We start from the raw sequence: 12,453 nt of genomic DNA on the forward strand, positions 1-12,453 counted from the left end.
TTATCATTCACTCCTTCTTGGCAAGTATCATGAACCGGTTTACATTCTGGTAACCGTATTTCAAATAATCTAGCGGCATCGCACGGGCAGGGATAAAGTTTCGGTGAACATCTATGGTTCGGAACCCGGCCTGTTTCAGCGCTGTCTCGTCAGCTTCAGGCCGTAATACATTAACAAATGGCAACTCGCTTAGCAGGCTTTTATCTTGACTGCTTCGCTGGCGGATTCTTTGTTCTGTGAGCAGAATCAGCGTCCAGGACAAAGCATACCAAAGTTTACGGAATACAGTCTTGCTCTCTTTATATAAATAGTTGCCGTCAAAAATAATCAGAGTCCCGCCCGGTTTTAGAATCCGGTACCATTCAGCATAAGCCCTCTGTGGATCAGGCAGCGTCCATACTACATCCCTGCAGACCACTGCATCAAAGCTATTCTCTAGCTCCATATGCAAGTCGGCAGCATCAGCGACATAAGCTGGAACTTTGTATCCATAACTCTCAAAATTTCGTGAAGCTCTATCTATCATTCCCTGAGAGGCATCCACCGCTGTAGGCAGATGACCCATCTGTGATAAGAGTATGGAGAAAAAGCCAGGTCCTGTTCCCACATCCAGCACCTTTTGCTGGGGAGTTGTTCCCAACCCTTTAATAAGCAGCTGTTTCCAGAGGTTTATAGTTTTTTTACTGCGGAATTGAGTCTGTATGACTTTGTCATAACTCTCCGAGCTTGATGTCCAGTATTTCGAAATCTCTTTTAACATCATTTTTCTCCTATGTCGAGTAGATTCCAGAAGACCGGCATAAAGGTGGAGTACCCCGGTTTAAATCCAGTCACTCTATTATTAACTGCCAAGATATCGTCAGGGAAATAAATAGCTGCAAACATAGCCTCCTGATACAATTTGGAAAAAATGGAGTCATATGCGGTCTGACGTTCCTGAATATCGGTTGTTCCTACTGCTGTGTCAATTTGAGATTCTAGTGCAGGATCAGACCATACCACAGCAGATGCATCAGCTGTTTTATGAAATAAGGAGAGCAAGAATGCATGCGGATTATAGGCATCGTCATAAGTCCGGTACATAATTAGATCATAGGCTTTGCTTGTCCATAAGGCATCGTAATAGGCATTCGGCTCAAGAACCTGAAGATTCACTCTAATGCCAATCTCCTTTAACTCAGACTGAACCAGTTCACTGATGGACTTCCATTCGGGATATTCAGCCTGCTGCAGCACGAAATTAAGCTCAAGCTGCGCTCCGTCCTTCTGTACCATTCCATCTCCGTCCGAATCCGTGTAACCGGCAGTTGCTAGCAGCTGCTTCGCTTCCAGCGGATCGAAGCCGTACCAGGTATTATTGGATTCCGTCACATAAGGAACCGTCAACGGGAACAGACCTTGGGCTTCACTGCCGATACCGTCCATAAGATCATCGACAATGCTTTTTTTATTAATTGCCAAATTGATAGCTTTGCGCACATTCAGATCTTGAAGTGCGGGCGTTTTGTAGTTAAAGATCAAGAAATGAGAGTTTGTTCCTTGTGATTTTTGCAAGGTCAGTGAAGAATCCGCTTCAATCACTGGCACGCTTTCGACTGGAATCTTTCCCATTTGTCCCCCGGCAATGTCAACATCTCCAGCTTGCAGCGCTAGTACTCTGGACTGTGGATCAGGGATTACCTTTAAAATAATTTTCGACAGCTTCGGCATTTCTCCCCAATAATTCGGATTTCTGACGAGTACGGCTTCCTGATCTGTTTTGTAGCTCTCAGCCATCCATGCGCCAGTTCCAATCGCTTTGATGAATTTACCCGTAATATCTCCTGCGGGTTCCACAGCGGAAGGGCTGATAATTCGGACCGGTCTTGCAAAGGATAACTCGGTTAAGAAGGGATAATACGCTTTGTTGAATGTCATTGTAATCGTATGTTCGTCCACAACAACAAGGGATTGCATCGCAGTTGCCACATTTAACGAATTGGCTGGATCCTTAATCCATCGTTCGAAGGAGAATTTAACCGCGTCGGCATTGAACTCCGTACCGTCAGAGAATTTGACGTCATGGCGAAGATGGAACGTATATACTTTCCCATCTTCTGAAATATCCCAAGACTCCGCAAGCGACGGCAGTATTTCGCCTTTTTCACCATACTCCACTAACCCCTCATATATCATCGCGTGCACATTCATCGAACCATCATAGGCACCGGCATCCAATCGGTCTATACCGGCATCGGACGATATAGCAACAGTGACTGTCTTGTCCTGAGCTTCAGATCCTTGTGCAGCTTCATTATTGGCGGTATTATTGGCTCTAGCCGTAGAATTGCTGTTATTACTGTTACCGCAACCTGATATCACCATAACTACCACAAGAAGCATAAAGAATAACGATTTTGATAATAGGCTTTTTGTCTTAAGGTTCGTTCTCATTCTTGGTACATCCTTTCTCTACTTAACATCATAGGAATGGCTGGGTTGCCACTCTGTGCCCAGTCTCTTCTTCCTTAAGCGGGGGTCCTGCACGGGTACCGAAGAGAGTAATGTTCTTGTATAAGGGTGGTCTGCTTGCTGCAACATAGTTGCACCTGATTGCTTCTCTACTATTTCCCCTTGACACATCACTGCCACACTGTCGCAAAAACGATTTACAACTGACAAGTCATGTGTAATGAATACATAGGATAATCCCAGCTCATGCTTCAACTCCTGCAGCAGACCCATCATTTGCTTTCGCAGGGTGACATCGAGACTCGAGAAAGGTTCATCACAGATAATCAGCTCCGGCCGCAAGGAGATCGCTCGTGCAATTCCGACCCTTTGCTGCTGTCCGCCGCTGAGTTCATGCGGATAGCGGTGAATATGCCGCCGTTCAAGTCCCACAAGCTCAAGTGTGTCTGCTACCGTGGCCCTGCGGGCTCCAGCCTTCCTCTCTCCATAGTTTCGAAGAGGCTCCCCGATAATCTGCTCTACCGTAAACAACGGATTAAATGAAGCCAGACTGTTCTGAAACACCATCTGCATCTTCCTGCGGATCATGCGCATTTCGCTGAAGCTCCAGTCCGTATAATCCTCGTTCCGGTATATAACTCTTCCGGAGGATGGTTTCTCCAGTCCCAGCAGAAGTCTGGCCAAAGTGCTCTTACCACAGCCACTTTCCCCCACTAATCCAAGGGTTTCGCCGCTCTCCAGACTGAGAGACAGGTTGTTGACGGCATGAACACTTCTGGCATTACGTGTGAACCACCCCCTTTCCATCCCATATTTCTTGTTCAGGCTTACCGCTTCCAATAACTTCAAGATCACCACGTCCCTGAAAAATGTAATATTACCGTTGTTATCTGCACTCCATTAAGTATTTAGTATAGGGATGCACGGGATTAGAAAAGAGTTCAAACACATTGCCTGATTCCACGATCTTCCCGGACTTCATCACATATACATAATCTGCAAGCTCCGCAACAACGCCTAGATCATGGGTAATTAATAGGATGCCGACATTGTTCGTCCATCTGATTCGGTCCAGCTCTTTAAGAATCTGGGCTTGAATGGTTACATCCAATGCCGTTGTAGGCTCATCTGCAATTAATAATTTTGCACCGGATACCAGTGCGATGGCAATCATTACTCTTTGACACATACCACCGCTAATTTGAAAAGGATATTTATTGAAAAGTAAATCAGGATCGCTGAGCCCTGCTTGCTCCATCTGCTTCATGGCAAGTAATCTTGCTTCTTTTCCCGACACCCGCTTATGCAGTTTAATCGTCTCCGTGATCTGCCTGCCAATAGTAAGTACCGGATTCAGCGCGTTCATAGGATCTTGAAAGATAACAGCCATTTCTGTTCCCCGAAGCTTCCGTAACTGACGGCTGGAGCACTCACGAAGATTGTTACCCTTAAGCCAGATTTCTCCACTCTCAACTAAGCCTGGAGAATCTAATAATCCTAATATGGACATTGCCGTAACACTTTTACCGCTGCCGCTCTCACCTACAAGTGCGACAATCTGCCGGGATTTCACCTCGATACTGACATCATCAACTGCCGTAACTTTATAACTGCCTGTGTGAAAGCAGGTGCGTAAATGACTGACCTTCAGCAGTGGAGACTCTGCCATCATGTTCTGGCCCCCCACTTCACTGCAGAATCGAAAACACGCTCTGGTTGTCGCAAGCCATCTCCCAACAGATTAAAGCCCAGAACCGCCAGCATGATCATCATTCCCGGAAATAGCATCAACCGTGGCTCCGTTTGAATATAGGCACGGCTGTCGTTCAGCATTACTCCCCATTCCGGTGTAGGCGGCTGAGCTCCCAAACCCAGAAAGGACAAACCCGCAATGGAGAGCATAATCGTACCCACTTCCATAGAAGCAAGAACCAGAATAGGCCGGGCTGCGTTCAGCAGAATATGCCTGAAAATAATTTGTAAATGAGAAGTGCCTGACGCTTTGGCCGCTGTAATATATTCACTTTCCTTGATTTGAAGGACCATGCTGCGTATCACTCTGGCATACCCCGTCCACCAGACAGCAGCAAATGCAATTAGCAGATTCTTCATACTGGGACCTAGCATGGCTGTAATCGCAAGGGATAGGATTAAGCTGGGAAAGGCAAGCAATATATCTATGATCCGCATAATCAAATGATCGATCTTGCCGCCAGCGTAACCCGCCAGTAAACCAACAGGGATGCTAATCGCAAAAACAACGATCAACACCATAAACGAATAATTCAGGGAGGTTCGGGTCCCATAGATTAATCGGGATAAGACACAGCGTCCCAGATGATCCGTACCGAGCGGGTATTGCCAGGAAGGCATAGCCAGTTTGTGTTCCATGTGAATCTGCAGCGGATCGGAAGGTGAAAGCCATGGGGCAAAGAGTCCAACGCATATGAACAAAAGTACTATGCCCGCTCCTAACCTTGCTCCCTCATTCTTAAATAAGCTAATACGAAATATGACAATCCGCTCCTTCTAAATCGTCACCGCAGCCTGATTCGCGGATCCAGCAGCAGATGTAATAAATCCACTGTCAAGTTAATCAGGACAACGACAACAGCCATCCATAATACGTAACCCTGAATGACAATATAGTCTTTCGCAAAAATCGCCTCAATGGCATACTTACCGATTCCCGGCCAAGAAAATATAGTTTCAACAATAACGGAACCGCCCAATAGCCCCGCTATGTTAACTCCAAGGAGGGTAAGACTCGGAAGAAGCGCATTACGAAGTGCATGCCGAATGATTATTCTCCATTCCTGCAGCCCCTTAGCTCTAGCTGCTGTGATGTACCGCTTGCCCAAAACGTCTAGAAGACTGGAACGAATCAAGCGGATGTAGACTCCTGCCATTCCAAATCCTAGTGTGAGGGCAGGTAGAATGACACTGGATACCCCATCCATTCCCATCACAGGAAATAGCTTAAACTTCACCGCACCATAATAAATTAGGAGCAGACTTAGCCAGTATCCCGGCATTGAAACACTGAGCAGTGCACATACTCTTCCCAGTCGATCAAGCAATTTACCCGGATATAGTGCAGATCCCACTCCTATAGGCAAGGCAATAAGAATAGCGGACAATACGGAACAGGCACTGAGCAGTATAGTTGCCGGAAAGCGACTCATTAGCTCTGTGAATACTGGACGACCGCTGCTGTAAGATAGGCCTAAATCGAGATGGGACACCCGGTTCAACCAATGAAAATATTGCTTATGTACAGGACCATCCAGACCAAGTGCATGTCTGGTCACCTCAATAGCTTCCTGCGTGGGTTTAATGCCGTCAGCACGCAGCATGATCTCCGCTGGATCACCTGGCGTTAAGTGCATCAGCGCAAAGGTAATGCAAGAGATACCGAGCAGCACGGGGATGAGCTGCAATAAGCGTTGCAACAAGTATCGATTGATGGCATTCAACTCCAAGATCTTAATCGTAATAATTACGATTATAGCATAATCTTTTTAAATTAATAGTCTTAATTTGATTTATTTCATGTAGGACATAAAAAAATCAACCCATATTAAATGAGTTGATCTTTAAACATTTGGCCTCTGCACAGTCGCAACTTTTTTTTGCAATAATATTGTCAAATCCTTAATAATCATGTCATTATAAGTAGGTTCATATTAAAAATAACAATAAAGGAAGTGTGTATTTGAATCGGTTCAATTTAGTCCTCATCTATGTTTTATCCATCATGATAGCTTTTCTTTTAGGAATTTACGTGGCCCCTAGCGTTGAAACACGCTTGAATGGGCAGAATGTGGCAAGTAATCCCGTTATCGAAGAAATACCACCTAGTACCGCAGATAAAGCTGCTATTGCTGCTGAATCCAACACTACTGGGTCCAATTCTATTGAATCAGATCCTACTGAATCAGATCCTACTGAATCTTCACCTTCCCCGGAAGCCGTTGTCTTGGAAGATATGCCTTCGGACGATGATACCGGACCCGCCGGTGATGAAGCTGAAGATCTGCCAGCAGCAGATACCCCATCCGGGCAAGGGATTGGTGCGCCATTAGAATTCAAGTATAGTACGAACTCTGCCGATGCTGTTAAGCTGACCTGGGAAGCTGACAACTTAACCGGTAAAAGGATCAATTATTACACAGCCCACATCAGCACGTTTAATCCAGTAGGCGATCCTTCCAATGATCAGCTGAACGGCAAGAGCAGCTTTTCGCTTAAATATGTGGGGCCGGTTGAGCCCAATGATACTTTATTTATTTTCAGTGATTTTACATATCAGAATACAATACATACGATTATTATTGACCAGCTCACACTTCAATATGATGATGGTACTATCGAGACCTTCGACTATGGTTACGAAACTACCGATGATAGCGGCCTATAATCCATATGATTTGCAGCCCTGGTGCGAACCAGAGCTTTTTGCGAGGCACAATGAACTAATGGTAATGTAAAAAACGAAGAGCGGCCTGGAATCCGGCGCTCTTCGTTTTTACTGTTATTGTTACTGCCATTCAGTTTAGCGGATGACCGTTACCTTGATCGTATCACTGGCAGTTACTCCCGCCGCGTTGACCAGCTCCGCCCGATATTCGTACACACCGGCAGTGCGTCCGCTGATGGTGGTTGCTGCACTTTGCGCCGAAGGTGTATGGGCATTCAGCGGCTGTGAGTCGATGAGCTCCCCGTTCTCATATAGGCGGTACTCTGTAGCGTTAGTTCCCCACCAAAGATTCATCGACACCTTATAGGTGCCATCTCCGTCCCAGTTATCTTCGGACAGAATCGGCTTGCCCGGCGCAGAGTCACTTATGGTGACCGTAAGCGAATCGATCTTGGTCGTGCCATATTTGTTGGTTAACTCCGCAGTGTATACATAAGTGCCGTTCACCTTGCCATGAAGCTCTGTGCTTGCCGTCTGGGCAGCCGGCGATACATCCTTCAGTGTCTTAGAATCAATCAGTGTGCCGTTCTCATAGAGTTTGTAGCTCGTGCCGTTATTACCCCACCATAGGTTCATGGTGACCGTATAGTTACCATCACTAAGTCCATTAGCATAGCTGCTGTTGGAGGAAAGATCAGCCTGTCCTGGCTTACCAGTCGCAATCACCTGGCCGCCAATAACCTGGAAAGTATAGCTCTTTTCAGTCGTATTGCTGGCCGCATCCTGCACGGTGTATTTCACGGTGTGGGAGCCGGCCCCTAAATCGGCGGCGCTCAGGGTCTGGCCCTCGGCAATCGTTTTCCCATCTAATAGAAGCTGTTTCGAGGTGACACCTGACAATACATCGTCAGCAGTCAATTCAAAGTAAAGCTGCGCTCCTTCTTCTACATCTCTCACCTCATGGCCGGATTCCTTCAGTTCGGCAACCGGTGGAGCCGTATCAATATTGAGGTTCAACATCTTGGGATCTTCCGCTTTGCCTTTTCCCGGCACAGCATGGTATGTCAATGTATGCCGCCCGTCTTCCTTCAGGTCCACAGGTGTACTGTACTCAGCTTCCTTGTTGCCGTTAAGCGAGTAATAAATATTAGCTGTATCTGTATTAACCTTCAGGGTAACGGTGACCGGCTGGTTAAACCAGCCGGAAGCATTAGGCTCGGTAGACAGCGTCGCCGTTGTCACCGGAGCCCCCTCTTCTTCTGCTGCGGCGAAGTCATCGAGGCTTCTCGGCTTGAGCTGGTAGATGCCTTTAAAAATTGCGGCAACACCTGTGATATTAAGTTTTTGTCCCTCAGTATAAGGGAAGATATCCTTAGTAATGCCTGTCCGGGCATCCACGCGCACATGATTGCTTGTCCCGTCGGCGTTGACTGCGTCGAATTCAAAGGAGCCGCTTGGCGTAGCGTTGATAATGTTCGCCACTGTCACACCGTTCAGTTGAACCAATTGGCCTTGGTTGGCATCATTCACCATGTTCGCCGCAATCGGCTGCGGCAGTGCCGCCGTGCCCGTCTTCGCAATTTGTACTGCTTCGGTCAGCTCCAGCTCTGTGTTGTACAGTGCGGTGGACGCTGTTACCTTGACCTTATCGCCCACGTGGAAGCCGCTCTGACTCTGGAAGACATAAACCCCACCGGTTCCATCTTGGAGATAGAAGGACTGTCCGCCAAAGATACCCGGCTCGGTCGTCACGGTCCCCTCCACCGTTACCAGTGATCCGGCTGCCTTAGACCGGGAATCGCCGATAGAGATTGCAGCCGGAATGGGATCTTCCTCAGCCGGAAGCGGTTCAGCAGGAACATTGCCCAGCGTCACCGATTCAGTCTTGAGGTTTGTACTGTTCTGGCGGAGGCGCAGATTGGATGCAGCTGTGGTGCCCGGCTTGATCTGAATCGTCAGGTCCTTGTAGGCATGACCGTTCTGATCAGCCGTCAGATTGAATGAGGAGCTATAGCCGTAGCTGCTTGGCCAGGTGCCGTCGCTGTTCTGAATCTTGGCGATTTGGGCGCCGCTGCTTACCTGGTAGACACCTACCTGGAAGCCGGAAACGCTTGTGCCTGCTGGAAGATTATCTGCACTCACCCGAATCTGAAAATTCTGTGCATTTGGCAGCACAGCCTGGTGCGTGAAGTTATAAACCGCACTTGCAGTGGCTGCCGGTCCGCCGTAGGAGCCTGCTTTGAAGGTGCTGCGATCATACCATTTGTAGCCAGCATTAGGTTGAGCCCAAGGCTCCGGCTGCGGCTCAGTGGACAGCGCTGGCTCCTCGAAAGGCAGCAGTGCTGTAGGCTGATCTAGCATCAGGCCATTCACCTGGGTGAAATCCGTATAACTCTCCTGCTCAGCGAGCCAGTTGACGGTGTTAACCAGCAGTGTGGCATCGTCCACTTCCTTGAAGCCATCGTAAGTTGTTTTCTTGGTGCCGGTATCTTCGCGCAGGTATTTCGGTGTTGCATCCTCTACAGGAGATGAGTCACCGATGAAGGCTGCCTTGCCGGCGCCTTTTTTCGCAACTGCCACATAAGGACCTTCTGCCACACCGCCGCCGTTATAGACCCCCTGGTCTACGGCATTGGCCCAGGCAGCATTGGTTTGCGGCAGGTAGACGATACCTTTCGCACGGGCTGGGTTTAGAATGGCCAGCGTGGAACCGGCATGCATAGCTACCGCCGATACGCCCGTTGTAATGCCGAAGGCTTGATCGGGAGCCACGATGTTGGTTGCGTTAATGTCGCCAAGCGCATTGTAGCGGAAACGGACACCGAACTCGTCCGCCAGCCAGTCAGAGCTAACCACACCCTGCATGGCTGCAGAAGCGACCTCATCGGCATTCATGCCTTTGGCTGGATTGTCCCACGCTCCACGGCGGTAGCCGTTGAAAGCTTCAGAACCATCCCAGCGGTTTTTGTTGCGGTCGGCGTTATAATGGTCGCCGATGAAGAAAATACTGCCGCCATCCTCCACATATTCTGCCATCGCAAGCTGCTCGCTTGCTTTGTAGGGCACGTTGGATTCGGCGACGATGTAGACATCATAATCGGAAAGATCACTCAAAGTAATTGGAGTCGTCTTGCGGAGTTCTTTGACATAATAGCCTTCCTGGGCAAGGGCATTCCCAAAGTCTGAAAAAGCGCCGTCAATCACCCAATCGGCTGCTCCCGCAGTCTGCTCATGGGTGTTGTCAAACAGGATCTTCTGGCCTGCATGCTCATTGACCACTTTGGCCTCAATGTACGGTGCAGGATCGTTTGGTCCTTCTGCGAATACCGCCGAACCGGCTCCGAACGTGAACAGCTGAAGTGGTACGGCCACCGCCACAGCTAGAGTGCTGTTCATCAGCCTCTTTTTCCAAACTGAATTCTTCTCCTTCATACCCTTCCTCCTCAAGAAATAGTCCGGTGAGTAATTACCATAAATACCCACCTGCTTGACATCTACTATCCTATCTCAAAACAATTAAAAAAAAGATAGATTTATGTAAACTGCTGTAAAAATTATACTTTTGGCCTATAAAACGGGTCGAATATAGAAAGGGTATTATGAAAAAAGTCACAGTTGCTGAGGCTCATGATGAAGGATTGGGCTATCGGGATATTAGTACAAAAAAAAGCGAAACGGATAAATGCTCCGTTTCGCTCTCTCCTAAGTTACTGATAACCAAGTAACAAATTCACAATCGTATCAAGCTGAAGCTCTAATGAAAAAGGGTCCTCCATTACGAATTCATCATGATAATTATCGCCATACAAATAAACTTTGCCATTTTTCACTGCAGGGATGCCTTTCCATATGTTACTTTCCATTGCTTTATTGGTTGCATCCGCATCGCCATTATATACAAAAACATAATCACCTAAGTATTCTGGAAGCACTTCAAGTGAAATGGATTCAAACCCCTCCGCCATATTTTTGGCACTTTCTGTTGGAGGCAGCTTCAGCATATTGTATATAGTGGAAGAACCATAATTTCCTCCCTTTGCCGCTAAGACGTACACGGCCTTTTGTGAAAACTGAACAATCGAAACGGTTTCCCCTTCCTTGATAACCCCGGCAAGTTTCGACTTTGCTTCAGCTACTTTCAGTTCATATTCCGTAATCCATTCTTCTGCTTCTTTTTCTTTTCCGAATATTTTGCTTACACTCCTAAATTTATCAAGCGGCCCTGCTGTTTTTAACCCCTCCCAATAAGGCAGAAAAACAGTGGTCCCAATTTTCTCATATTGTTCTATGTTCTCATCGATCGAACCGATAATTAAGTCCGGATCTAGCATCGTTAATTTTTCCAAATTTAAAGGAAAATCCCCTAAATCCTCAATTTTCTCGATCGTTTCTTTGGGTATGTCCGCTTTTTCCATCCACCCTTCATCCAGCATAAACGTTCTTGCTCCGATGGGTATAATTCCTAATTTCAATAAATGCCCCATATATTGGTCAGCCGCCACTCTTTTCGGCTCTGCTGGTACTTCCACATCTCCCTTAGGCGTTGATACTATTCGAGTGTTCGTACTTTCTTCTGATGTTGCTTGATTTACGGTTCCATTCCCATTACTTTGTTCCTTCGTAGCAGTACCCGTCCCGCTTGAGCAAGCACCTAATAATAGAGAACTGCAAAGCAGTAAAGCTGCCGTCGTCTGAGATTTTGTCATTTTAAACATAGGTAATTCCCCTTTTTCCGTATTATGATAATGATTATCATTATTAATATACTGTTGAACGATGGGTTCAAAAATAGAGGATGTGGGGAAGTTTAATGGACTTTCAGCAACTTTAGGCCGCTGAAACTCTCTTGTTCTAAAATGTGTAGGGGATACACCTTTTCTTTTCTTGAAAATTCGGCTGAAATAATATACGTCTTTATAACCAACACTTGCTGATATTTCCCCGACCGAAGCATCTGTTGTCATTAAAAGCTCCGTTGCAAGTTCAAGCCGAAACCGAATTAAGTAATCAATCGGACTCATACCTGTGTGCTCTTTAAACAAGGATGACAAATGATAAGCACTGAAATTAAATACTTCCGCAAGCGAATCTAATGTAATTGGCTCCGCATAGTACTCCTGGATATAGGTGATTACCTGGACTGCAACACTTGTTTGTTTCACTTCAGTCTCTTTTCTATGTAATTCTTTTAAAACCTGATGAATGAATTGATAAAAAAGTGATTTTACATTGAGTCTCTCTTCTTGCTCGTTCCATTTTTGATACATCAATTGCATTTTGTTATAAAGTAAAATGGGTGCATCTGGGGAAAAACAATATTGTGTTTGGAACAGATCCTCCTCTTGCATCCATGCACGGTAATAAATGATATAGTAAACAAAATTCTTGCTTGTCGGAACAATATTAAGGGTCGCTCCTTTCCCGCTATGCAGGACTTGAAATCCTGTAAAAGAAAATTCAGACTGATCTAATTGAACTTGAGCGCTCCCTTGTACCGAAAGTAAAAATATACTGGCAGGAATCTTATATTTATGAAGAATTTCGCCCCGAACCCTTTCAATACGGCGCACATCCAATAACTT

General features: G+C 46.5%; 9 protein-coding genes. 1 reads left to right on the forward strand and 8 read right to left on the reverse strand.

Annotation, left to right across the window (positions count from 1 at the left end; translation table 11 throughout):
- Nucleotides 1-7 precede the first annotated feature (7 nt).
- Genes MHH49_RS25295 through nikB form a run of 6 tightly spaced genes read right to left on the reverse strand, consistent with a single transcriptional unit; the run spans nt 8 to nt 5,927 of the window.
- Nucleotides 8-760 carry a class I SAM-dependent methyltransferase gene (locus MHH49_RS25295; RefSeq protein ID WP_038571297.1) on the reverse strand — a complete coding sequence of 251 codons (753 nt, stop codon included), beginning with the start codon at nt 758-760 and terminating at the stop codon, nt 8-10.
- A complete protein-coding gene (locus MHH49_RS25300) occupies nt 760-2,433 on the reverse strand; it encodes a nickel ABC transporter substrate-binding protein (protein ID WP_076274549.1) in 1,674 nt (557 codons plus the stop codon). Before MHH49_RS25300 ends, MHH49_RS25295 begins: the two co-directional genes overlap by 1 nt.
- Nucleotides 2,434-2,451: 18 nt before the next feature.
- A complete protein-coding gene (locus MHH49_RS25305; RefSeq protein ID WP_341138595.1) occupies nt 2,452-3,300 on the reverse strand; it encodes an ATP-binding cassette domain-containing protein in 849 nt (282 codons plus the stop codon).
- Between the two features lie 37 nt (nt 3,301-3,337).
- Nucleotides 3,338-4,123 (reverse strand): ABC transporter ATP-binding protein, encoded by a 786-nt coding sequence (locus tag MHH49_RS25310; RefSeq protein WP_076273204.1) that lies wholly within the window; start codon nt 4,121-4,123, stop codon nt 3,338-3,340.
- A complete protein-coding gene (gene nikC, locus MHH49_RS25315) occupies nt 4,120-4,965 on the reverse strand; it encodes a nickel transporter permease (RefSeq protein WP_076274547.1) in 846 nt (281 codons plus the stop codon). Before nikC ends, MHH49_RS25310 begins: the two co-directional genes overlap by 4 nt.
- 23 nt (nt 4,966-4,988) lie before the next feature.
- Nucleotides 4,989-5,927 (reverse strand): nickel ABC transporter permease, encoded by a 939-nt coding sequence (gene nikB, locus MHH49_RS25320; protein ID WP_254924484.1) that lies wholly within the window; start codon nt 5,925-5,927, stop codon nt 4,989-4,991.
- 239 nt (nt 5,928-6,166) lie between these two features.
- Here nikB and MHH49_RS25325 point away from each other — a divergent pair, with 239 nt between their 5' ends.
- Nucleotides 6,167-6,871: a hypothetical protein gene (locus MHH49_RS25325; protein ID WP_076223676.1), complete on the forward strand. Its 705-nt coding sequence runs from the start codon at nt 6,167-6,169 to the stop codon at nt 6,869-6,871.
- 135 nt (nt 6,872-7,006) lie between these two features.
- Here the strand turns inward: MHH49_RS25325 and MHH49_RS25330 are convergent, their stop codons facing one another.
- A complete protein-coding gene (locus tag MHH49_RS25330) occupies nt 7,007-10,303 on the reverse strand; it encodes a chitinase N-terminal domain-containing protein (protein ID WP_341138596.1) in 3,297 nt (1,098 codons plus the stop codon).
- A gap of 275 nt (nt 10,304-10,578) precedes the next feature.
- Nucleotides 10,579-12,441, reverse strand: a complete 1,863-nt coding sequence (locus MHH49_RS25335) for an AraC family transcriptional regulator (protein ID WP_341138805.1) — start codon at nt 12,439-12,441, stop codon at nt 10,579-10,581.
- Nucleotides 12,442-12,453: the final 12 nt, after the last annotated feature.

It is taken from the genome of Paenibacillus sp. FSL F4-0122, from assembly GCF_038002845.1.
Taxonomy (GTDB): domain Bacteria; phylum Bacillota; class Bacilli; order Paenibacillales; family Paenibacillaceae; genus Paenibacillus_AQ; species Paenibacillus_AQ odorifer.

Coding starts and splice junctions, on each gene's coding strand:
- MHH49_RS25300 (WP_076274549.1), bottom strand. CDS start 2,433: ATGAGAACGAACCTTAAGACAAAAAGCCTATTATCAAAATCGTTATTC.
- MHH49_RS25295 (WP_038571297.1), bottom strand. CDS start 760: ATGTTAAAAGAGATTTCGAAATACTGGACATCAAGCTCGGAGAGTTAT.
- MHH49_RS25310 (WP_076273204.1), bottom strand. CDS start 4,123: ATGATGGCAGAGTCTCCACTGCTGAAGGTCAGTCATTTACGCACCTGC.
- MHH49_RS25330 (WP_341138596.1), bottom strand. CDS start 10,303: ATGAAGGAGAAGAATTCAGTTTGGAAAAAGAGGCTGATGAACAGCACT.